The sequence below is a fragment of the Thalassotalea piscium genome, assembly GCF_030295935.1.
GTDB lineage: Bacteria > Pseudomonadota > Gammaproteobacteria > Enterobacterales > Alteromonadaceae > Thalassotalea_B > Thalassotalea_B piscium.
Window position 1 is genome coordinate 2688754 of sequence record NZ_AP027362.1, and the last position, 24755, is coordinate 2713508.

Genomic DNA, 24755 nt, shown 5'->3' on the forward strand with positions numbered 1-24755 from the left:
GAAGAATCCTCAAACGAAAAATACAATGATACCAGTGAGTGGTACTATTTAGTGATTGCTATTGTAAACTAATTGTTACATTAAAAAAAAGCCCCCTGTGACAGGAGGCTTCTTTAATGAATGTAAGTAAATATTACAGGAGTTGATCAGTTTTAGCTGCACAAATAAAATCATTTTTGTGTAGCCCTTTAATAGCGTGGGTCCACCAGGTTACTGTAACCTTTCCCCATTCTAATAAAATAGCTGGGTGATGAAATTCTTCTTCTGCTAATTCAGACACTTTATTTGCAAATGCCCATGCAAGTTTGTAGTTTTTAAACTTATAAACACGCTCTAACATCATAATACCGTCTCTAACCTCTGGCACCCAATCTGGTAACTGAGACATTAATTGATGTAATTCTTCTTCGCTTACTTTAGGTGCGTCAACATGACATGCTTCGCATTGTTGCGTTGATAATTCTGACATAGTTTTTTCCTTAACTCGCAATTTTTTCTTTTGGTGGAAATTTAGCAGGATGCAGACCTAAAGCTTGCGCTTCTTCAACAAATGCTAAAATATCTTCTACTTCATACTTTCTAATATCGTCTAAATCACTTACTTTCGTCAATGTATAATATATTGGCTGTATTATATCGATACGATAAGGGGTTCTTAAAACATCAAGAATATTTAACTTTTTACGCTCTACTGTCTCACTGGTAAGCGCATACTCTGTTTCAGAGGGCGATGAAATAATCCCTCCTCCATAAACGCGCAAACCTTGTTCGGTTTCTAACAGCCCAAATTCAACAGTAAACCAATATAAACGCGCAAGAAAAACACGCTGCTCTTTAGTTGCATTCAGCCCCATCTGGCCATAGGCTTGAGTAAAGTCAGCAAACGATGAATTCGTTAATAATGGGCAATGACCAAATATTTCATGGAAAATATCAGGCTCTTGCAAGTAATCAAACTCTTCTCTTGTTCTGATAAAAGTAGCAACGGGAAACTTCCTTTCCGACAACAATCGGAAAAACTCACCAAAGCCAATCAATGCTGGAACTGGCGCACACTCCCAACCGGTTGTTTCTCGCAGCACTTTGCTTACTTCTTCTAACTGTGGAATACGGTTTGTTGGTAAGTTTAATTTTGCCAGACCTTCATTATATTCATCGCATGCGGTGTTTTTAATGTTGGCCAATTGACGAGTAATTAATTCTTGCCATATAGTATTTTCTTCATCGCTCCAAGCAATATTTCCGTGCTCATCCGGAACTCTTGAAACATAATTTGTTGCCTTAGCCATAGGTTATTCCTTTTAATTACTGCTCAAGTACTCAACCAAAAGTTATCTTTTGGCTTCTGGACGCTAAACATTTATTATTAATTTGTTTATTGAATAGGTTGTTATACTTGAGATACAAACAAACTTGTCACATTAGTTACTATAATAGACTGAGTGTTGGCAGAAAAGCACCAATAAAAATTTGATTGTATTTTTAGCAACAATGAAATTTGTAACAAAAAAGTTACACTCGTGATAAAAAGTGCGTTAGAAAAGGGTTATTTGGTCTTTGTTTTAGCTGTTGTTTGTTGCCTAACCAACTGAAACTGTTGGCTCATAATAAGCTTTTTAGTGTATTTATGTTGTGGGTTATTAAGAACTTGTGATGTTTTACCTTGCTCGAGTACTTTTCCCTGACAAAGCACAATTATGTCATCACTAAAATGTTTCACAATACCCAAGTTATGACCTATAAGAATATATGCTAAACCCATTTGCTGCTGAAGATCGAGCAATAGGTTAATCATTTGAGAGCGTAAAGAAGGGTCGAGTGCACCTAAAGCTTCATCTAGAATAATAACCTGTGGCTTTAAAATAATTGCTCGAGCTAATGAAATTCGCTGTTTTTGACCCCCTGAAAACATATGAGGATAAAAGCTCATGTGCTCTGCAAGAAGTCCCACTTTATGCAAGGTGTCTCTGATGAGCTGTACCCGCTCTTCTTCATTTAAATCCGTATTTAACAGAAGTGGCTCATCAAGAAGTTGTTCAATTGTTAAGCTAGGGTTTAATGTCGTGCCTGAGTCCTGAAATATCATACGAATATGCTGGCAACGTTGCTTAAAATTTCCTTGTTGTAAGCTTTGACCATTAAGCTTAATTTCACCAGAGGTTATTGTTTCGGCGCCTACTAATAGTTTTGCTACAGTCGATTTACCAGAGCCAGTTTCTCCTACAATTGCTAATGTTTTATGCGCTTGTATTTGAAATGAAATAGGCTCAAGGGCTTTAATAATTCTATCTTTAAACCAAAGGTTTGATATTTGATAAGTTTTACTTAAATTAGTAACTTCTAAAAGTGCAGTCATGTTAATAACTCTCTTTTAACGAAAAATGGCAGCTTACCTGATGCCCTTGATAGCTTTTAACCTTAGGTGCTTTAACACAGTCACGCTGTGCTCTAGGACAACGCGGACCTAATCGGCAGCCAATAGGTAAATGCTGCAACACGGGAATACTTCCAGGTAATGTCATTAAGCGCGACTTCACTGGAATGTGAATATTTGCTTTAGGACTACTATCAACAAGTGCTCGAGTATAAGGATGGTAAGGTTTATTAAATATTTGCTCGGTAGTGCCTGCTTCAACAAATTGCCCCGAGTACATCACTGTTATGGTGTTGGTCCAATAAGTTACATTTTCAAGATCATGACTAATCAACAATATCGACATGTTTTTCAACTGATTTAAACTCGCCAGTAAACGAAATATTTGCCCTTGATTAGTACTCTCCATGGCCGCAGTTGGCTCATCTGCAATTAATAACAAAGGCCTTTTTGCTAACGCCATCGCTATCATCACACGCTGACATAATGCCTCAGTGAGTTGGTGTGGGTAGCTTTTTAAGCATTTAACATGATCTTTAATACCTACCTTAAGTAATAAATTAACAGCGGCTAATTTACGCTGTTGCCTTTTACTCCAAAAATGTCCTTCTAACTGTTGCGAATCGACAGCTTCTTCTAACTGCTCTCCAATAGTTGCGGTAGGGTCTAAGCATGCCATTGGCTCTTGAAAAATCATTGCTACATCATTAGTAATGACGGCTTTGCGTTCTTCAGCTGACAATCGCATTAAGTCTTGCCCACGCCAATGAAACCTGTCAGCATCAACTCGCCAGCGCTCATCTAACACACCCATTATCGCTTGTGCTAATAATGATTTACCAGAGCCAGACTCACCAACAAGCCCTCTTACTTCACCTTCTTTAATGGTTAAGCTTACTTTATCAACCGCAAGAATAGGTTCATTTTGGGTGAGTAATTCTATTGATAAGTTTCTAACATCAAGTAAATTCATTAGCTTTCTTTTCTCAGTTTAAGCGCATGACGCATACCTTCACCAACTAAGTTAGTAGCAACAACAGCAAATAGTATGGCTAAACCAGGTAAATATACGGTCCAAGGTGCAACATAAAAGTAATCAATACCACTAGCAAGCATTGCTCCCCATTCAGACATTGGTATTTGAGCGCCTAAGCCTAAAAAACCCAATGCTGCAATATCAAGAATTGCAGCTGATTGTGCCAAGGTAGCTTGACTAATAAGTTTTTCAATAATGTTAGGAAAAATTGAATAATGTAAAATACGTAATGAACCAGCACCGTCAAGTCGAGATGCAAGCACATAATCTTTACTGAACTCTTCTTTGACAGCATTACGGGTAATATGAATAAATTGCGGAATTAATACCATAACAATTGCCCATAATGTGTTACTTAATCCTGGTCCTAAAATAGCGACAATGATAATCGCCATTAGCAATGATGGAATTGAAAGTATGACATCTAAAAAGTGGTTTAAGAAACTAGACTTTACCCCCTCGGTTAATGCAGAAATGGAACCAATAATAACACCAACAATCAGTGAAATAATTACAACTACAAAACTTAGGCCAAAAGTTAGTGAGGTTCCGTGCATTAGCCTAGACAACATGTCTCGACCTAAATTGTCGGTACCAAGTAAATAGCTTACATCACCATTTGCATGCCAAGACGGCGGCAGTAATATATCATTTAAGTGATTTTCGACAGGTGGATAAGGCGTAATTATTGGCGCAAAAATAGCTAAAGTCACTAAAAACACAAAGCAACCAAAACCAACCATTACAACAGGTGTTTGTTTAAACTTATACCACAACTGTAGCAGAGGCGTTGGAAACTCCTCTTCTTGATAAATTTTTTCACGTCCCATATTTCTTCCCTCTTGCCATAGGGTTGAGCCAAGCGTAGATAAAATCAGTTAATATATGCACGATAAATATGTAACTTGAAAGCACTAACAACCCACCTTGTATTGCTGTGTAGTCTCGCTGATAAATACTTTCAATCAACCAGCGTCCAATACCCGGCCAACTAAAAATCATTTCGGTCACCATGGCTAAAGTAACCAAATTTGCAAATTGTAATCCTACATCTCGAATAACGTTAACCATTGCATTACGAATACCATGTCGATAAATAATCTGCCTTAGCGATAGTCCTTTTGCGCTTGCCGCAGTAATGTAATGGCTATCTAATACTTGCATCATTGATGTGCGAGCTAAACGAATGAAAATAGTTGCTGGTGCTAACGCCACTACGCAGGCGGGTAAAATAATGTGGGCTAGTGCGTTTTGAAATGCTTCCCATTTAAAAGCGCTGTCACTTAATAAAATATCAATTAATAAAAGTCCGGTAACAGGCTCCACTTCAAATAAAAGGCTAATTTGACCAGAAGATGGAAACCAACCTAACTCTATTGAAAAGACTAGTATGACTAATAAACCAAGCCAAAATACAGGAATAGAATAACCTAGCATAGATAATGTTAGCACGGCGTTGTCTATTTTTGTTCTATGATGTATCGCCGCAACAAAGCCTAAGGGAATACCAACCGCCATTGCCATAACCAGTGCAACAAACGTTAGCTCAATGGTTGGGGGTAAATGTATAATTACCTCATCCCATACTGGAAATTGGCTGGACATTGAAACACCCATATCTGCGTTCATAATATGGCTTAAATAAGCGAAGTATTGGCTTATAATCGAATCACCTTGTCGATAGCTTTCGCTTAACAGCGCAAGTTGCTCTTCTGTAGCGTTAACTTGTCCTGACAAGTTTATCAATTGATCGCCAGGAAACAAAAAGCTCAAGCTAAACGATAGTATCGTTAGCAATACAATGGTAAATAAAAATAAACTTAAGCGCCGTAGTGAAAATATTAACATATTAGTCTTTACTCACGTTGCTAAAATCAATACCACCAAATGCATTTAGAATTTCGCCTTTCACTATTTTTTTACGTGCTTGATACCGCTTTGAATGCGCAATTGGCATTAACGGCATTTCATCAGCTAGAATCTGTAGTGCTTTTTTGTAAATGACCTTCCGCTCTTTAATGTCCGCGGTTAATAAGGCTTGAGCTAATAGACTATCAAACGTTTCATTACACCAAAACGTTCGATTACTACCTGTTAATATTGAAGTACAGCTTAGTAACGGTGTAAAGAAATTGTCAGGGTCTGGATGATCAGCAGACCACCCTAATAAAACAGATTGGTGCTGCCCTTCAGCGATTAACGATAAAAACTTAGACCACTCATAATCACGTACAATATTGACATCTATATTTACCTTTGCAAGATTAGATTGAATCAACTTTGCCATTGTTCTTGCGTCTGGGTTGTATGGTCGCTGAACAGGCATAGCCCATAAGTCCATTTTAAAGCCATTACTAAGGCCTGCTTCTGCAAGTAACGCTTTTGCTTTTTCAATTGAATATTCAGGCGGCTGAATAGAACTATCATGAGCCCATGAAGGTTTAGGAAGAATAGTTGATGCATCATCTGCTTGTGAGAAATAAACGGTTTCCAAAATAGCTTGTTTATTAATCGCGTGAGCAATGGCTTTTCGTACATTTTTATTATCTAAAGGGGGCTTTTGCGTATTAAAACCTAGATAACCAACGTTAAACGAAGTTTTTCCTTCAAGTTCGAGATCTGGGCGGTCATTAATTTTTTCGTGTGCAATAGGGTAGGAAATAACATCACACTCTTTTGCAAGTAACTTTGTCAAGCGTGTATAACTACTTGGGGTTATATCAAATATAAGTTGGGCTAATGTTGACTTCTCTCCCCAGTAATTTTCATGGGGTACATATTTAATATAAGCGCTTGGTCTATAGCTCATTAATTTAAATGGACCTGTACCAACAGGGTTCATATCAAGATTGTTATGTAAATTGTTAGCCGCCAAATTATCAGCGTATTCTTTAGATAAAATCACAGCAAAATCACTGGCTAAATTAGCTAAAATAGTACTGTCAGCCCGCTTTAGATTAAACCGAACGGTGTAATCATTAATTTTTTCAACATGGTCAATTAAATCACCAAACTCTACACTTTGAAAAAAAGGAAATTTTCCACCTGCACTAATATAATAAGGATGATTAACATCTAAAATACGCTGAAAACTGAAGATAACATCATCAACATTTAACTTCCGGCTAGGCGTGAAGTCTTTTGTCTGATGAAAATGAACATCTTGGCGTAAATAAAAGGTTACTTTTTTGCCATCTTCAGTGACATGCCAAGATTTAGCCAGTGCAGGTATAATAATGCTTTCATCTTTATCATAAGTAATTAAACGGTTATACAGTTGATTAGAGGTAACATCGATGGTTACACCTGAAGTAACAGTTTGAGGATTAAAGCTTTCTGGTACACCTTCACTACAATAAACAATACTTTTGTTATTAGACGATATTTCTTCGCTATAATTACAGCCATAAAGTAATAGAGCAATAACCACAGTAAACTGCATACGCATAAAACACTGTATTTTAGCTAACAAATTGACCATTGAAATTTACTCTTCCTCTAATGGGCTCGAGTCTAATAAATTGTATTTTTTTAAATAGCCTCTTAACTGATGATAGGTTAACTCCAACGCATCAGCAGTTTTCTTTTGGTTATATTGGCAATTTTCTAACGCAGTTTTAATGAGTTCAACCTCATAATTTTGAGAAAGTGACTTCAAAGAAAGTGGAAATTCCAGCGTTTGTTTAGTTGCTAATTTTTGCGCTTGAATAGGCGCTTTCTCAACAGCCTGATCGTTAGCATGTTCAGGCGTTGCAACCACATTAACTACTCTATCATGGGTTTTAACACGTTTAGATGGGCGATAAGGTGATTCAAAAGGGTCAATCACGAGTTCATGCACAGGTAAATGTGGATTATTACTGCGATATACACTGCGTTCCACCACGTTTTTTAACTCTCGAATATTACCTGGCCAATGGTACTCAAGCATAGCGCGTTTTGCTTTCTCAGTGAAGCCACTAAATAGCTCAAATTCAAGTTCTCGCGCCATATTAATAGCAAAGTGCTCTGCTAGCATCATAATATCTTCTACACGTTCTCTTAATGGCGGTAAAGTTATCACGTCAAAAGCAAGTCTATCTAATAAATCAGCACGAAATTCTCCCGCTTCAGCCATTGAGGGTAAGTCTTCATTTGTTGCTGCAACTAAACGAGTATTGGTTTTTAAACTTCTAGAGCCTCCTACCCGTTCATACTCTCCGTATTCAACTACTCGAAGAAGCTTCTCTTGAATTAAGCCACTTGTGTTTGCTATTTCATCTAAGAATAAGGTTCCTTTATCTGCCCTTTCAAACCGCCCCTCATGCCGTTTAGTAGCGCCAGTAAATGCACCACTTTCATAGCCAAACAACTCACTTTCAAGTAAGTTTTCATTTAGCGCGGCGCAATTGAGTTTCAAATAACTTTGATCCCATCGCTTTGACAAATAATGCAAACGAGCTGCAACGAGCTCTTTACCTGTTCCCCGCTCTCCAATAATAAGTACAGGTTTAGTTAAAGGTGCAACTTGCGATATTTGCTCTAAAACTTCGAGGAAACTATTTGACTGACCAATAAGGTTATCTTGCTGACTGAAACGTGACATGGGAGACCTAACAATTAGTAAATTTCACTAACAAATAGTGTATTTCATTACTCTGTCAGTTTGAAGTTTTTTTTGAAAATAATATAAAATCAATAAAACCAATAGATTAGTTAATATTTAAAACTTGGCTCAAAATATGAATAGTAATAGTAAGTTGATTACATAATTTAACTAAATTGGTATCAATTACCATTACAAGTTTATTATTTATAAGAGGAAGAAGTTATGGGTGTTTTTTCAAGGTTTACCGATATTATTAACTCAAATATCAATAATTTATTAGATAAAGCTGAAGATCCAGCAAAAATGGTTCGCCTAATTATACAAGAGATGGAAGATACTTTGGTAGAAGTTCGTTCATCTTCAGCCAAAACATTAGCAGATAAAAAGGAATTAACTCGCCAAGTGTCGCGTTTTGAACAAGAAGCAGAACAATGGCAAGAAAAGGCAGAGCTAGCATTAAGTAAAGACCGAGAAGATTTAGCTAGAGCAGCACTCGTTGAAAAGAAAAAGTGTGTGGAAAGTGCACAATCATTAATTGATGAGTTGTCACATGTAGATGAACACATTACCAAACTACAAGACGAAATATCTCAGTTACAAGACAAGTTAGCTGATGCTAAAGCACGACAAAAAGCAATTATCATGCGCGAGAAAACTGCAAGCTCTCGTTTAAAAGTTAAACGCAACATTGATAGCGATAAAGTGAATGATGCATTAAGTCGCTTTGATAGCTATGAACGCAAAATTGACAATTTAGAAGCACAGGTTGAATCTTATGATTTAGGTAGCAAATCTCTAGCAGATGAAATAGCTGAATTAGAAGGCGATGAGCACATTGATGATGAGTTAGCGCAATTAAAAACTAGAATGCAGTCTAATAAAAAGACAAAATAAACTATAGACTCACCATTATAAGTACAAGATTTGGAGAAAATTATGGAAGACTTTTTATTTCCACCCTTAATAATATTTTTGGTAATAGTAGCGCCTATTTGGTTAGTCCTTCATTACCGTAGTAAAAACCAAATTAGCCAAGGGCTCACGGAAGAAGATTTTCATCGCTTAACCGAGTTATCTGAATCAGCAGATAAAATGGCTGACAGAATTAAAACATTGGAAGCTATTTTAGATGTGGAGACGCCTGACTGGAGAACTAAAGTATGAGTACCTTTCGTCGAGGAGAATTATTCCGGATACCAAGTAAAGGCAAAATAGCTGGCGTTTGCGCGGGACTGGCAGATTACTTCGGCTGGGAAACTTGGTTAGTAAGAATTTTAGTGGTATCAGGCGTGTTGTTAGGAATGGGTTGGTTTGTTGTCATTTATATTGCTGCTTGGTTTATTTTAAATAAAAAGCCAGAAACCAAAGACCATTTTACCAGTAAGCACGCTAAGCAGCCTGGGCATGCAAATGTTAACACTAGTGATGATTTTGTTAATGAGTCAATAAAAGTAAAGTCTCGAATTTGGCAAGCCGGCGAACCGCCACAACAAGCATTTAGAGACATAACATTAAAGTTTAAATCGTTAGAAAAAGAATTACAAAAAATTGAGCGTTATGTAACGTCACCAGAATTTACAGTATCGCGCGAAATCAATAAGTTGTAATAAGTTACTAACTTTACTAAAGCGGCAATAGCCGCTTTTTTATTGTGCTAATTTTCTTTAAAGCACTGTTATATTTTTAAGAAAGTCGATACTATTTGATACAATCGTCGTAAGGCAATTACTCTGTCTCACTAATTAATAGGTTATTACTTTGGCGTTACTCTCAAAGCAAAAAATTGAAAAACTCAAGCGTAAAGCATCAGACCTAGTCAACCGCACCTTTGATCAACATATTAACTTAGCTGTTACAGGACTAAGTCGCAGTGGTAAAACGGCGTTTATCACCAGCTTTGTTAACCAACTTATCAACGAAGGTAGTCACTCAAAACTAGGTTTTTTCAATGTCGTGCATCAGGGTAATTTTATTGCCGCGAAAAGAGTACCGCAAAAAAACTTACACATTGCACGATTTGAATACGACAAAGCCATGCAAGCGTTTAGTCAAGAACCGCCGAACTGGCCTGAACCTACTAGCGGAATTAGCGAACTCCGTCTGGCATTAAGGTATCAGCCGACAGACAGCCTAATAAAGTATGCAACTGATACCGTCACCTTAACTATTGATATAACCGACTACCCTGGCGAATGGTTACTCGATCTACCCATTTTAAACTTAACTTATGAGGAATGGTCCGAATTTACCACTGAGCTTTTAACTGGTGTACCAAGAGCCGCTTATTCTCAAAGCTTTTTAAACAAAGTTAATCAACTAGACCCTTTAGCACCGGTAGATGAACAATTACTAGCTGACTTAGCACATGAATACACTAACTTATTAATGATATATCGCCATAAGTTAGGCTTGTCGGTTATTCAACCTGGTCGATTTATTTTGCCTGGAGAGTTAGCTGATGCACCTATTTTACAGTTTTTTCCATTCACAAATTTTAATGAATTAGACAAAGATGCTTACCAAAATGCGACAGACGACAGTTTAATTGGCATGTTACGCGCTCGCTATATTGAATATAAAGAGCGTGTGGTAAGAAATTTCTACCATGAACACTTTATTCATTTCGACCGACAAATTGTACTCGCTGACTGCTTAACGCCGCTTAACAATGGCCCTGAGAGTTTTCAAGATTTAACACAAGCGATCAACATGATTATGGAAAGCTTTAATTATGGGCAATCAAGCTTATTTAGGCGTTTATTTTCTCCAAGAATAGATAAACTGTTGTTCGCCGCAACTAAGGCTGACCATATTACGCCCGAACAACACACTAACTTAACTTCTTTACTTAATCAGCTAGTACATGAAACTAAGCACCATTTAAGTTTTGATGAAATAGAAATGAAAACACTAGCCATTGCCTCGGTCAAGTCAACCAATGTTGGCAAAGCACAACATCAAGGAAGCGAGATCCCTGTTATACAAGGTAATCGGGCAAGTGATGGCAAGCTCATTACATTGTTTCCTGGCACAGTACCAAATAAATTACCTCAAGCTGATTATTGGCAGAGTAGTCCTTTTAACTTTATAGGGTTTTCACCGCTTGCCCGCATCGATAGTCATGAAAGTTTACCGCATTTACGTATGGATCAAGTACTGCAATTTTTGCTGGGAGATAAAATAAAATGAATCAAGAACAAACCAAATACCAACAGCAAATACTATTTGATGAAATCGATCACAAGGCCAAAGATCTACCAGCAAGCCAAGCACAAGTAATAATAGAGAATAGCGAGTGGGAAGCACAAGAAACTGAACTAGCTGACAACGACGTAGAGCTCACAGAAGCAAGTAAACCTAATTGGCTTTGGCGCACAACGGGAATAGTGTTTACCGGGTTAATAGCGTATGAGACCGTTGACTTTTTTATTCAAGGATTTGTGCAAAGTCCCTTTATTACGAGTATTTACGCTACTTTACTTGGATTGGTATCACTTATTGCAAGTGGTTATGTCTTTAGAGAATACAGAGGACTTAAACAATTTAAGCAACGGCAAAGAATGCAAAAACAAGCTAAAAGTATCTACTTAGAAGACACTTTCACTAGCGCACACGACTTATGCCAACAAATTAGCGAGCAGCTACCATGCGATATTCTAACCGAGCAAGAAAGCAATTGGTCTGCAAATGAGCATAAAGAATTAAGCGATAAAGAGTTACTGACATTATATTCAAGAGAAGTACTTTCAATTGTTGATCAAAAAGCCTTAGACAAAGTAAGCAAGCATGCTACAGAAGCTGCGGTATTAGTAGCATTAAGCCCTATTGCTGTTTTAGATATGCTATTAATGCTTTGGCGCAATACTAAAATGATCAACGAAATAGCAGCGCTTTATGGCATGAAAATAAGTTACTGGAGCCGTATAAAGCTGATAAAGCAAACCTTTAAAAACATGGTATATGCGGGCGCTAGCGAGTTAATTACCGATGTTGGTGCTGATTTACTCAGTGCTGATATGCTGTCTAAACTTTCTGGTCGATTGGCACAAGGTTTAGGTGCTGGAATGTTAACAGCTCGCTTAGGGCTTAAAGCAATGCAAGTCTGTAGGCCTATTCCCTATCATGAAACACCACCTAAATTAAAAGCAGTTCGTTCTAAGGTAATTGGACAGATTAAAACACTACTCAATAAAAAAGCTAAATAATCTGAACTCAGAGTAAGCTAAGTCTTGATTTAGCACTTTTACCCCAAAAGGCTATTGAAACGCCTATCTACGTTCTTTTTAAGCCCAATAGATAGCTATTGGCTTGTAAAAATGTCTTGATAAGCACATAGATTCCATTATCGGGCTTTACCCAAAGGGTTAAAGTCTTGAATACCATTATTCCATCTTAATTATTGATATTAAAATCAGATAATTATGGAATCCATTAACCCTAACTGAGGTTATACCAGTTTCATTAATTAAGTGATCTATTTTATACGCAGTGAAAACAGTCAAATGCAAGGCGTTTATTTTCATAACTAGTTGTTCAGGACAATAATGCTCCTGCATTGTCCACATAAGCTACATCCATTTAGCGATAATTATAAAGTAAATAACGCAGTAGTTGGCTGTTTTAGCCAGTAGAAATGATCACATAGTTAGTGAGATTGGTATTAAGCACATAAATCCATCATCGGATTTTATCTAAAGGTATTAACAACAATATTTCATTTAAATTACTTTCATTAAATTCCAAATAATGATGAAACTCGCCTTCCGAACTAAGGCTAAAATAATAAAAAAGCAGCGAGAGTATCGCTGCTTTATATAGCTTCTACCGGCTATCCTTTACGAAATAGCTTAAATTAGAATTGCTCTGATGACTGGACTACTTCTCTACGAGTGATTTTAGCTTGATCACGTAATGCATCAATAAAACTCTTGTAAGTTGCTTGAGCTAATTGCTGGCTGTGTTGCTGGGCAAAGTTGCTGTTAGTAGCTGGCTCACCTTCTTTAACCGCACTAACTTCAAGAAGTGCTAAGTCACCATTATTCATAGTAACTGTGCTAGCAGATAAAGTACCTTCAACAGGGTGAGGTAATTTAAATGCTTCCTTAGCGATATTATTATCTAATTCTGCACCAAAGCGAGCGATATCATTTTTTACTTCAAAACTTGCATTAACTGCTGCGAGTTGCGCTGTAACATCTTCACCAGCTTTAAACGCTGTTAAGAGTTCTTGAGCAATATTTTGTGCTTTTTCAGTCGCTTTTTCAGCAATTAGCATTGTTTTGATTTGTTCTGAGACTTCGGCCAATGGTTTAGTATTTGCTGCTTGGTACTCATTAGTTCTTAAAACAAGTGCTAATGAGTCATTCACTTCAATAATATCTGAATTCAAACGCTCTTTAACAACAATATCAGAGAAAGCTGCGTCAAGAACTTTAGCGTTATCAAACGGGGCTGTATTACCAAATCGTGTTAGCCAATCAGAAGTTTGTACTTTACCACCAACAGCACCAGCAGCATCTTCTAAACTATCTGGAAATTCAAAACTTAATCGCGCCATCTCTTGTTGTAATTCAAAAAACTTATCTTCTGCTTTTTGAGTACTCACAAGTTGCTGGATTTCATCTTTAACTTCAGCAAAGTCTTTAATTTGCTCTGGCTTCAATTCTGTTAATTTAATTATATGAAATCCAAAATCAGTTTGCACAACATCAGAGATACTACCTACAGAACTTAGTGCAAATGCAGCTTCATCAAATGCATCGTCCATTACGCCAGGTTCAATCCACTCAAGATCTCCACCATTTTCACCGCTAAATGTATCTGCCGAAAACTCTTCAGCTAAAACAGCAAAGTCTTCACCACTATTTGCTTTAGTAAGTATATCTGTAATTTGCGCTTTAGCAGCTGCTTCATCATCACCAATTTCAATAAGAATATGCGAAAAACGTTTTTGCTCATTCTGCTGATATTTTGCAATATTTTGTTGGTAATACTGTTCAAGATCAGCTGCAGTCACTTCCACTTTATCTGCTATATCATCTACGCTTAAAGCAATATAGTTAACTTTTACTTTTTCTTGATTTTGAAAGCGATTTTGATTGTTTTGATAATAATCATTAATATCTTGCTCTGTAACTTCTACTGATGCTTTAAATTGCTCTGCAGAAATTTGTGCAAAACGTATGTCACGTTTTTGATTTTGTAAACCGGTAAGCTGTGCTTCTTCATAAGGCAAGCTAAACTCACTTGCAATTAATGCTTGATTAAGTTGACGACGGGTCATCTCAACACGCAAATAATCACGAAAGTCCGATGTTTGATAGAAGCCCGCTTGATTAATTAGCGCTAAATAGCGGTTATTATCAAATTTACCATCAACTTGAAATTCAGGCATTTCACGAATAGTTTGTTTAATTCGCTCATCTGAAACACGAATAGCGAGTTCGGCAGTAGCAAAATCAATAAGTTTTTCGTTGATTAAATTTTCTAGTACACTGCTACGAAAATTAGCCATGTAGTTGGCATCAGCTGATAATGTATCGAACATTTCACCAAACTGTTGAGCCATGCGGTTACGTTGATTTTGATAAGCTTTATCAAAGTCTGACTGAGTTATCTTCATATCGTTAACTTGCGCAACTGAAGTATCAACTGAGTTGGTGTAGCTACCGATACCTGCAAACGCAAACGTCAAAATAACAAGACCAAGAATAACTTTAGCCGTTACTCCTTGCGATTTTTCTCTAATATTCTCTAACATTTTTTTCTCTATTTACACTTTGGTGTGTTGTCTGCGCGCGATTTTAACAGATGCTGATTAAACGTTGAAGTAAGCAATGGTAAAAATCGATAAAAAGTATTCAACACAAGCCTACACAATCTAAATTTTGTAGCGCTAAATAAACAAAAGACCACCCTATAGGTGGCCTTTGAAAATCTTACAGGTAACTGTGATTAGTTACATGCATCTTTTAAAGCTTTACCCGCTTTGAAAGATGGGATTTTAGCTGCAGCAATTTGAATTGTTGCACCTGTTTGTGGGTTACGACCAGTACGTGCAGCACGGTCACGTACAGAAAAAGTACCAAAACCAACTAATGCAACTTGCTCACCGCTTTTTAGCTCTTCCGTTACAGCTTCAATAAATGAATCTAACGCACGACCAGCAGCAGCTTTAGAAATGTCCGCACCAGCAGCAATTTTCTCGATTAATTGAGATTTATTCACAGTATATTCCCCTTCAAAGTTTATTGTTCAGCGCTATCTTTTATTTTTAGCGTTCTGTTGAAACTTTATAACAAGCTTCTTTTCGAACATCAAGCGCTGAGTTAAAGAAATCTAAATTAAGATAATTATTTTTATCTATCCTAGACCCCTTATTAACATTGGGGTCTAGCGTTTCAGAACCATTAACTTACCACGTTTTATTTATTTGGAAAGCCTTTATTGCTATTTTTTACATTTTTTTTTGATTTTTTTGCAATTTTTGACAAAAAAAACACTTTTAATCAGTATCAGTCAGCTTTCTTCCACTTTTCAACAGGTTGTTCAAGCGCAATATTTAGCACTTCGTCTATCCATTTAACCGGATGGATAGTTAAATCTGCTTTAACATTTTCAGGGATTTCGGCTAAATCTCGCTCGTTTTCTTTTGGAATAATAACAGTTTTAATACCACCTCGGTGTGCCGCAAGTAGCTTTTCTTTTAAGCCGCCTATGGCTAATACTTCACCTCGTAACGTAATTTCACCGGTCATTGCCACGTCAGCTTTAACAGGGTTACCAGTTAAACTAGACACTAATGCCGTACACATTCCAATACCTGCACTTGGACCATCTTTAGGTGTTGCACCTTCAGGAACATGCACATGAATATCACGTTTTTCATAAAAGTCGTCATTAATGCGAAGTTTTTCTGTTCTACTTCGCACTACAGTCATAGCTGCCTGAATAGACTCTTGCATTACGTCACCCAGCGAGCCTGTGTAAGTAAGCTTACCCTTACCAGGTACAGAGGCCGTTTCAATTGTTAGTAGTTCTCCACCAACTTGGGTCCACGCGAGCCCAGTAACTAAACCAACACGGTTCTCTGTGTCTGCTTTTCCGTAGTCAAATCGCTGAACACCTAAAAATTTAGACAAGTTGTCTTGGTTGATTACAACTTTTTTAATGGACTTATCTAGCAGTATTTCTTTAACCGCTTTACGACAAAGCTTAGAGATTTCACGCTCTAAACCACGCACCCCCGCTTCACGAGTGTAATAACGGATAATGCCCATAATCGCGCTGTCATCAATGTCAATCTCTTTATCTTTTAAACCATTACGTTCGATTTGTTTTTGTAATAAATGACGCTTTGCTATGTTTAATTTTTCATCTTCGGTGTAGCCAGACAACCGTATTACTTCCATACGATCGAGTAATGGTCCTGGTATATCCATGCTATTAGACGTTGCTACAAACATGACATCTGAAAGATCATAATCTACTTCCAAGTAATGATCATTGAAGCTACTGTTTTGTTCAGGGTCTAACACTTCAAGCAATGCAGACGCTGGGTCTCCGCGCATATCTGATGCCATTTTATCAATTTCATCAAGCAAAAATAATGGGTTCTTCACCCCGACCTTGGCTATTTTCTGAATTAACTTGCCTGGTAATGATCCGATATAAGTACGTCTGTGCCCTCTAATTTCAGCCTCATCACGCACACCGCCTAACGCCATACGAACATATTTACGGCCTGTAGACTTTGCAATAGACTGCCCTAAAGAGGTTTTACCTACACCTGGAGGACCAACTAAACATAAAATAGGCCCCTTGAGTTGGCTGACTCGTTGCTGGACGGCTAAATACTCAATAATACGTTCTTTCACTTTTTCAAGACCATAGTGATCTTGCGCTAAAACATCTTCAGCTAATTTTAAATTGCGTTTAAGTTTGCTACGTTTTTTCCATGGAACACTAATCATCCAATCAATGTAGCTACGTACAACCGTTGCTTCAGCAGACATCGGCGACATCATTTTTAATTTTTTTAATTCTGCTAAAGTTTTCTCTTTAGCTTCTTTTGGCATTTGCGCTTCGTTGATCTGTTTTTCTATTTGCTCGGCTTCATTACTGCCTTCATCGTCATCGCCTAATTCTTTTTGAATTGCTTTCATTTGCTCATTCAAATAGTACTCTCGCTGGCTTTTTTCCATTTGCTTTTTAACGCGTGTACGAATTTTCTTCTCTACATGGAGAAGATCAATTTCGCCTTCCATTAACGCCATCAAATATTCAAGACGATCAGTAACACTGGTTATTTCTAATACTTTTTGCTTATCTACCAGCTTCAGTGGCATATGTGCAGCCATAGTGTCAGCGAGCTGTTCAGCATCATCAATACCAGCAACTGAAGTAAGTACTTCAGGAGGAATTTTTTTATTTAATTTAATATAGCCTTCAAACTGTGAAATCGCAGAGCGTACTAATATATCTACGTTTTCATCATCAATATTTTCAACTGTTAGGTAATCTATATCAGCAGTAAAATACTCTTGAGTCTCTACAAATGCGCTAACTTTAGCGCGTTTAACACCTTCAACTAGCACTTTTACCGTACCGTCAGGTAATTTAAGCATTTGTAAAATAGTCGCGACCGTGCCTGTTTCATAAACATCATCGGTTTTAGGATCGTCTACTGCGGCATCTTTCTGCGCCACTAAAAATACTTGTTTGTCTCCTTCCATCGCAATATCTAGACAACGGATTGACTTTTCTCTGCCGACAAACAATGGAATAACCATTTGTGGATATACAACAACATCACGTAAAGCTAAAACGGGGATGGCAGCAACATTAGTAGCTACGTCAACTAATTCTTCAGACATTCTGATCTCTCTTGGAAATTTAGTGGATGTTATTTCAATTGGACTAATTAATCTAATCCACTTGGTGTTTTTTACAACCTGGATAAAAAGTATATGGGGATATACATTTATCTTTCAAGAAATAGTGTAAAAAAAGCATGGAAATGTGCTAATTCTAACCAACATACCCATGAATTATGCGCTTATAATAAAAAACCACGTAAAAACGTGGTTTTTTTAAATAAACTTATGCGTTTATACAAAGCTGTACTTAATTTTCTGAGGCTGCTTGTTCTTGTGGATTCTCATAAATGATTATTGGTTTAGATTCACCTCTGATCACTGTTTCATCAACGACTACTTTGCTGACATTTTCCATCGACGGTAATTCATACATAGTATCAAGTAAAACACCTTCAACAATGGAGCGTAAACCACGAGCACCTGTTTTACGGATCATTGCTTTGTTCGCAATGGCGCGTAATGCATCTTTTCTAAACTCCAGCTCTACTTTTTCCATATCGAATAACGCAGTAAACTGTTTAGTTAGTGCATTTTTTGGCTCTTGTAGAATCTGCACCAATGCTTCTTCATCAAGTTCACTCAATGTGGCTACTACAGGTAAACGCCCAATAAACTCAGGAATAAGACCGTATTTAACTAAATCTTCTGGCTCAACTTCCTGGAAGCGTTCTGTTAATGATTTATGTTTATCACTACTTTTTACTTTAGCGCCAAAACCAATCCCTGTTCCTGCTTGACTACGTTGCTCAACAACTTTATCAAGCCCTGCAAAAGCGCCACCACAAATAAATAAGATTTTAGACGTATCAACCTGTAAAAACTCTTGTTGTGGATGCTTACGACCACCTTGAGGAGGTACAGAAGCAATTGTGCCTTCAATCAATTTCAATAACGCTTGCTGAACACCCTCACCAGAAACGTCACGTGTAATAGATGGATTGTCTGATTTACGTGAAATTTTGTCAATTTCATCAATATAAACAATACCACGTTGTGCTTTTTCAACATCATAATCACATTTTTGTAGAAGCTTTTGAATAATGTTTTCAACATCTTCACCTACATAACCTGCTTCAGTCAGTGTAGTTGCATCTGCCATTGTAAAAGGTACGTCTAATAAACGCGCTAGCGTTTCCGCTAACAATGTTTTACCACACCCCGTAGGGCCAATTAATAAAATATTACTTTTACCTAACTCTATTCCATTGTGCATATCACCATTACGTAAACGTTTGTAATGGTTATATACAGCAACTGCTAGTACTTTTTTCGCGTGGTCTTGGCCAATAACGTAATCATCAAGACTCTTTCTTATCTCGATTGGTGAAGGCAGCGAGTCACTTTCTTGCTTCGGTGCGATCTCTTTTATTTCTTCACGAATAATGTCATTACAAAGCTCAACACATTCATCACAAATAAACACGGACGGACCCGCTATTAATTTACGTACTTCATGTTGGCTTTTACCGCAAAACGAGCAGTATAATAATTTGCCACTATCACCGTCACCTTTCTTAATATCGGTCATACGGTACCTCTAAACTATTTAAATTCAATATCTCTACCTTTAGTGTTACACAAAAGCCACAGATCACAATCTGAAATATTCAACAATCTTATAAATTGTCGAGTCTTTGTTCTAATATGGAGTCAACTAATCCATATTCAACCGCACTTTCTGCACTTAAGAAATTATCACGATCGGTATCAACAGACACTTTGTCTAACGGTTGCCCTGTGTGCTCAGCCATTAAACGATTCAATTTGTCTTTGATATATAAAATTTCTTTGGCATGAATTTCAAAGTCTGATGCTTGCCCTTGAAAACCACCAAGAGGTTGATGGATCATGACACGTGCGTTAGGTAAACAATAACGTTTCCCCTTTTCACCACCTGAAAGCAAAAATGCGCCCATGCTGGCTGCCTGGCCAATACACACTGTACTTACATTGGGTCGAATAAACTTCATGGTATCGTAAATAGCCATACCTGCAGTTACTGAACCGCCTGGAGAGTTAATATAAAGATAAATATCTTTTTCTGGACTCTCTGACTCTAAAAATAATAATTGAGCGACAATAAGGTTAGCCATGTGATCTTCAACCTGGCCACATAAAAATATCACTCGTTCTTTCAGTAAGCGAGAGTATATATCATAAGAGCGCTCACCTTTAGCTGTTTGCTCGACAACCATAGGCACTAAAGCACTTTCAGTAATATTGGTAAAATTTTGAGAATTATTTTGAGAAGTTAACAACTATTCTTTCCTTACTATAAAAAATGGCTTATATGTTTCCATATAAGCCATTTAAGCTATTGCTTACACTAATGTCAATGAAAAAGCTTATTTACCTTCAGGATTCATTATATCTTTGAAGCTTGCTTTCTTATCTTTTACTTTAGCGCTTTTAACTAATACATCAACCGCTTGCTCTTCTAAAGCAACGTTTTGCATCTGTTGGTTCAGCTCTTGGTTGGTTTTGTAGTACTCAATCACTTCTTGTGGATCTTCGTACGCTGAAGCAGCTGTTTCAATTAATTCATTTACTTTAGCTTCATCTACTTTCAATTCGTTAACCTTGATAACTTCACCAAGTAACAAACCTACTTTAACACGACGTTTAGCTTGTTCTTCAAACATGTCTGCTGGAAGCTCAGGCATATTTTTAGGGTCCATTTGACCCGCAAAACGTTGCATTGCTTGTTGACGTAACACATCTACTTCTTGTGCTATTAATGCACTTGGTAAGTCAATGTCATTAGCTTCTAATAAACCTTCAATTACTTGCTCTTTAACTTTAGCCTTAATCGCTTGGTTTAATTCACGCGTCATGTTCTTACGAACTTCTTCACGTAACGCTTCAACACCACCTTCTTCGATACCAAAAAGTTTAGCAAACTCTTCGTCTATCTCTGGAAGTACTGGACCTTCAGTTTTAAGTACAGAAATATCAAACTCTGCATCTTTACCTTTCAAGTTTTCAGCATGGTAGTCTTCAGGGAAAGTTACAGTGATTGTTTTTTCTTCACCGGCTTTCATACCAATAATATCTTTTTCAAAACCTGGGATCATACGACTTGCACCAAGCTCTAACTCAAAGTTATCAGCTTTACCACCTTCAAATTCTTCACCATCTACACGGCCAAGAAAGTTAATAGTTAACTTGTCGCCTTTCTTTGATTTGCGTTTATTTTCTTTCCAAGTTTTATGCTGATTTTGTAATGTTACAAACATTTCTTCTAAATCTTTGTCTGTCACTTCAGCTGCAGCACGCTCAACTTTAATTTTATCTAAGCCATTTAATGTAACTTCAGGATAAATTTCAAACGTTGCTTCAAATTCTAAGTCTTTTCCATCTTCATTACTTTTAGCAACGAACTGTGGACGACCAGCCGGATTAATTTTTTCTGCGATAATCGCTTCAACAAAGTTGCGCTGCATAACTTCACCAGCGATTTCTTGTCGAACAGATGCACCGTAACGCTTTTGAATTACAGATGGTGGCACTTTACCTGGACGAAAACCGTTAATACGCTGCGTTTTACTGATTTGACGAAGACGGTTCTTTACTTCTACATCCACTTTCTCTGCCGGAACTGAAATAGTTAATCGACGTTCCAAACCTTTTGTAGTCTCTACTGAAACTTGCATTTAATTACCTCAATACTTAGCGCTTACTACGCTCTTATGTAACGCATCTATCTATAGCGAACAAAACCCAAACGAGTATTTGCCCTCAGCCCTGTAGCAGATGCTAGTTGAGCCCGGAAAATCCGAATAACAGATGTTCAGATTAAAAATAATGACGCAGAATTATAGCGGTGCTTTTAACAAGAGTCGAGGGTAGATTAAAATTAATTTTTCTATAGATTCATAAAACTAGGCTATGTCAATAAAATTCAAGCAAAAAATAGTAATTTATAAAGTATAATTATTATCTAAAATCATAATATTCATCACAAAAAACTTTGTCACCTGATGCTATCCTTTGATATCAGGGTGAGTTTTGACAATAAAAAACCCGCCAACCGGCGGGTTTTTTCTACTTATACCAATTAACGTTAGAACGAGAAAGATACTTTAGTATAGAGATAGCGTCCACGAGGGTTGTGTACCCCTGAAGCATAACCATAAAGGTCACCATCGCCATCACCAATTGCAAATGGTGCATCTTCATCTAATACGTTGTTAATACCAATTGATATTTTAGTAGCGTCCGAAATTCGATAAGCAGCTTGTAAATCAACTAAAATTTGAGAATCAATCATTCTAGATGTATTACTGTCGAAATCGAGCGTACCATCAAAGTCAATATCAGGTGTGTCTTCAAATTCACCTACATAACTAATATTCATATTAACGTTTAATGGACCATTTTCCCAGTTCGTTGAGAACATCCAGCGGTGCTCAGGATATCCATATTCACCAGTATAATCACGCCCATCTTTTTCAAACTTATTCTGGAATGCCCATTCTAAGTTAAATTTCAACAAGCCTAAATCATCAAGGGAGTGACTGTAGTTTGCAGACAAATCAACACCCGATACTTCTTGAGAAGATACGTTTTCGAAAGTGCTATAAATTTTCTGTATTACACCTAAACTTTGTCCTGATTGAGGAGCCAAGCGAACACAAACAGTGCTATTTTGATTGTTACATTCTGCACTATAAATAGGGCCAAATGCCTGTTCATCTATTTTGTTGTCTTGTGTAATACTCCACACATCGATACTTAAACCAAAATCATTGACTGGCGCCCAAATAAAGCCAAGGTTCCAAGATTCTGATTCTTCAGCTTCTAAGTTAGGGTTACCACCAAATTCGATATTATAGTCAAGCACACCACAGTCTTGGCCAGTGGCCGCACAACGATAACTATCAACAAAGAATTGGCTTTCTTGTGAAGGACCTAAGCCAATTTGTGCAAGTGAAGGAGCTCTAAAGCCTTGTGCCCAAGAACCACGAATTGAAATCTCTTCAGTCGGTGTCCAATGCAATGCTACTTTAGGGTTTGTTGTTGAGCCAAAGTCACTGTAATCATCGTAACGTCCTGCAAGTTGCAATTCTAAGCTGTCAGCAACCGGAATTGAAAACTCCACATATGCTGCATATTGGTCACGCTCAGCTGCTGCAGAAACAGATTCTGTACCAAAAATCAAACCACGCTGAAACTGATCATCAGGAATATCGCTAACATCTTCTTCACGATATTCAATACCTGCAGCCATCATGACAACATCGTCACCAAAACTAAAAGCTTCACCTGAAATGTTAGCATCGAATGAGGTCATATGAGACTCACCACGACGAACTAAGCTAGTAGTAATACGTTCAACAACCGCAGGATCGTTAAATGTGCCACCAAATGGATTATAGTTACCAGCATTAATTTCTTGTTGTAAAAAGTCTGTTCTTACCCAGCCTTGGGTGCGGTCACCCGTTTGTAACGACGAACTACGACCCTTTTGTATCGCTGTTTCCCAGTTCCAACTATCAATTTCACCTCTTAAACCTGCCACTATACGTAGAGAGTCAGACTGAATATCCCATTGACGAGCCCCTGCATCAACAGTACGGTAACGTCCGATTTCAATATCTTTCGCCCATGGGTTGTTAGGGTGACTCGCAGGCACAGTTAAACCAGCATCTTCATCAAGTGGTGTTGGAGCACCAGCAGCAATCGAGCTATTATGCTGCACTGCCAACTCCATAAAAGCGGTAATGCCATTGTCGAAGTTATAATCAAATTGTGAGATTGCACCTATACGTTCTGATGCAGGCGCAATATACCCGTACGGACCATAGTCAAACAAACAACTACCACTAGCAGTTGCACTGTCAGCAGGACAATTAGGGTCAATAGTTTTTACACCATCAACATAAAAATACCCCGGAAAACCACGTGATGAACGGAAGTCTTGACCGCCATTTGCAGATTGATTAGCTGTGCCTAAACGCCCCATTTCGTTAGATGATAACGAAGTGTTTTTAAAGTAATCAACTATAACCGACGCACTACTTTTTTCAGTTGATGTACCCCAGACAAGGCTCGAGGTCGTTTCTTCATAGTTAGGCCCATCGGTTCCGCCGTAGCCTAAATTTACTTCTAATCCTTCAATATCATCTCTCAAGATAACGTTCACAACTCCAGCAACAGCATCTGAGCCGTAAATTGCTGATGCACCATCTTTTAAGATATCGATACGCTTGATTGCTGAGACAGGAATACTATTAATATCTACAAATGAGTTAGTGATACTTTCTGCAAATGCACTAATGGCTACGCGTCGTCCATTAATTAAGACTAGCGTGGCATCTGCACCGAGGCCTCGAAGAGAGACAGCCGCTGCACCATTGGCAGTAGAATCTTGGTTATTACCTCTAGTTGAAAAAGTACCATTACCAGCAACAGGCATTTTTTCTAAGAGTTGTTGTAAGTTATCGTAGCCCGAGTTATCAATATCTGCACGCGTAATTGACTGAACAGGTGAAGGACCTTCAATATCAGTACGCTTGATTCTTGAACCAGTAACTTCGATGCGTTCAACTTTTTTTGCTTCGTCGGCAGCAAAAGCTGATGTAGTTAATCCAACACTTGAAAATGTGAGTGACGCACATGCCAAGGCGATTAGTTTAGGTGTAAATGGGATTGTATGTTTCATGATAAATCCTAAATCCTTTTTTAATATTTATTATGCGGCTGAATTGCCATCCGCATAATTACCATGTATTAAAAAAGTTGGCAAATAGGTATTAAGCATTAATGTAATGTTAGGTTTACGTTAAATTCAAAAATTTAAAAAATGATAAAAGTAGGTATAGATTGGGCGATCTTTTAATATTGAGACAAATCAAGGAAGATAGTGTTCGAGCTAGG

Annotated in this window: 20 protein-coding genes; 5 read left to right on the forward strand and 15 right to left on the reverse strand. The window is 37.5% G+C overall.

Annotation, left to right across the window (positions count from 1 at the left end):
• Positions 1–133 precede the first annotated feature (133 nt).
• The 8 genes from QUD79_RS11835 to pspF all read right to left on the reverse strand — a co-directional run bounded on the left by QUD79_RS11835 (position 134) and on the right by pspF (position 7995).
• On the reverse strand, positions 134–469 hold the full coding sequence (locus tag QUD79_RS11835) for a 4a-hydroxytetrahydrobiopterin dehydratase (RefSeq protein WP_184424184.1): 336 nt from the start codon (positions 467–469) through the stop codon (positions 134–136).
• A 10-nt stretch (positions 470–479) separates the two neighbouring features.
• A complete protein-coding gene (gene phhA / locus QUD79_RS11840) occupies positions 480–1289 on the reverse strand; it encodes a phenylalanine 4-monooxygenase (RefSeq protein ID WP_184424183.1) in 810 nt (269 codons plus the stop codon).
• Between the two features lie 257 nt (positions 1290–1546).
• Positions 1547–2356 (reverse strand): peptide ABC transporter ATP-binding protein, encoded by an 810-nt coding sequence (locus QUD79_RS11845; RefSeq protein ID WP_184424182.1) that lies wholly within the window; start codon positions 2354–2356, stop codon positions 1547–1549.
• A 1-nt stretch (position 2357) separates the two neighbouring features.
• Entirely contained in the window at positions 2358–3347 is a 990-nt protein-coding gene (locus QUD79_RS11850; protein ID WP_184424181.1) for a peptide ABC transporter ATP-binding protein, read from the reverse strand.
• Positions 3347–4240: an ABC transporter permease subunit gene (locus QUD79_RS11855; RefSeq protein ID WP_184424180.1), complete on the reverse strand. Its 894-nt coding sequence runs from the start codon at positions 4238–4240 to the stop codon at positions 3347–3349. Before QUD79_RS11855 ends, QUD79_RS11850 begins: the two co-directional genes overlap by 1 nt.
• Positions 4230–5258 (reverse strand): ABC transporter permease, encoded by a 1029-nt coding sequence (locus QUD79_RS11860; protein ID WP_184424179.1) that lies wholly within the window; start codon positions 5256–5258, stop codon positions 4230–4232. The genes QUD79_RS11855 and QUD79_RS11860 overlap by 11 nt, the downstream gene beginning before the upstream one ends.
• Position 5259: 1 nt before the next feature.
• Complete coding sequence (locus QUD79_RS11865; protein ID WP_246454942.1) at positions 5260–6891, reverse strand: ABC transporter substrate-binding protein; 1632 nt, start codon at positions 6889–6891, stop codon at positions 5260–5262.
• Between the two features lie 6 nt (positions 6892–6897).
• Positions 6898–7995: a phage shock protein operon transcriptional activator gene (gene pspF, locus QUD79_RS11870; RefSeq protein ID WP_184424178.1), complete on the reverse strand. Its 1098-nt coding sequence runs from the start codon at positions 7993–7995 to the stop codon at positions 6898–6900.
• A 225-nt stretch (positions 7996–8220) separates the two neighbouring features.
• Between pspF and pspA the strand changes: the two genes are divergently transcribed.
• The 5 genes from pspA (at position 8221) to QUD79_RS11895 (ending at position 12203) form a co-directional block, all read left to right on the forward strand.
• On the forward strand, positions 8221–8892 hold the full coding sequence (pspA, locus tag QUD79_RS11875; protein WP_184424177.1) for a phage shock protein PspA: 672 nt from the start codon (positions 8221–8223) through the stop codon (positions 8890–8892).
• Positions 8893–8934: 42 nt separating this feature from the next.
• Positions 8935–9162 carry an envelope stress response membrane protein PspB gene (gene pspB, locus QUD79_RS11880; protein ID WP_184424176.1) on the forward strand — a complete coding sequence of 76 codons (228 nt, stop codon included), beginning with the start codon at positions 8935–8937 and terminating at the stop codon, positions 9160–9162.
• Positions 9159–9605, forward strand: a complete 447-nt coding sequence (gene pspC / locus QUD79_RS11885; protein WP_184424175.1) for an envelope stress response membrane protein PspC — start codon at positions 9159–9161, stop codon at positions 9603–9605. Before pspB ends, pspC begins: the two co-directional genes overlap by 4 nt.
• 151 nt (positions 9606–9756) lie before the next feature.
• Complete coding sequence (locus tag QUD79_RS11890; RefSeq protein ID WP_221435175.1) at positions 9757–11187, forward strand: YcjX family GTP-binding protein; 1431 nt, start codon at positions 9757–9759, stop codon at positions 11185–11187.
• Positions 11184–12203, forward strand: a complete 1020-nt coding sequence (locus QUD79_RS11895) for a YcjF family protein (protein ID WP_184424174.1) — start codon at positions 11184–11186, stop codon at positions 12201–12203. The genes QUD79_RS11890 and QUD79_RS11895 overlap by 4 nt, the downstream gene beginning before the upstream one ends.
• A 647-nt stretch (positions 12204–12850) precedes the next feature.
• On the opposite strand, the gene QUD79_RS11900 is transcribed toward QUD79_RS11895, so the two are convergent.
• The 7 genes from QUD79_RS11900 to QUD79_RS11930 form a co-directional block, all read right to left on the reverse strand.
• The gene (locus QUD79_RS11900; protein WP_184424173.1) at positions 12851–14758 is read right to left on the reverse strand and encodes a SurA N-terminal domain-containing protein; all 1908 of its coding nucleotides are present in this window, start codon (positions 14756–14758) and stop codon (positions 12851–12853) included.
• Between the two features lie 194 nt (positions 14759–14952).
• Positions 14953–15225 (reverse strand): nucleoid-associated protein HU-beta, encoded by a 273-nt coding sequence (gene hupB / locus QUD79_RS11905; protein WP_184424172.1) that lies wholly within the window; start codon positions 15223–15225, stop codon positions 14953–14955.
• Between the two features lie 287 nt (positions 15226–15512).
• The gene (gene lon / locus QUD79_RS11910; RefSeq protein ID WP_184424171.1) at positions 15513–17873 is read right to left on the reverse strand and encodes an endopeptidase La; all 2361 of its coding nucleotides are present in this window, start codon (positions 17871–17873) and stop codon (positions 15513–15515) included.
• A gap of 250 nt (positions 17874–18123) precedes the next feature.
• Positions 18124–19404: an ATP-dependent protease ATP-binding subunit ClpX gene (gene clpX, locus QUD79_RS11915; RefSeq protein WP_184424170.1), complete on the reverse strand. Its 1281-nt coding sequence runs from the start codon at positions 19402–19404 to the stop codon at positions 18124–18126.
• Positions 19405–19492: 88 nt separating this feature from the next.
• Positions 19493–20095 (reverse strand): ATP-dependent Clp endopeptidase proteolytic subunit ClpP, encoded by a 603-nt coding sequence (gene clpP / locus QUD79_RS11920; protein ID WP_286290800.1) that lies wholly within the window; start codon positions 20093–20095, stop codon positions 19493–19495.
• 126 nt (positions 20096–20221) lie between these two features.
• A complete protein-coding gene (tig, locus tag QUD79_RS11925; RefSeq protein WP_184424169.1) occupies positions 20222–21529 on the reverse strand; it encodes a trigger factor in 1308 nt (435 codons plus the stop codon).
• 410 nt (positions 21530–21939) lie between these two features.
• Positions 21940–24540 (reverse strand): TonB-dependent receptor, encoded by a 2601-nt coding sequence (locus tag QUD79_RS11930; RefSeq protein ID WP_184424168.1) that lies wholly within the window; start codon positions 24538–24540, stop codon positions 21940–21942.
• Between the last annotated feature and the right edge of the window lie 215 nt (positions 24541–24755).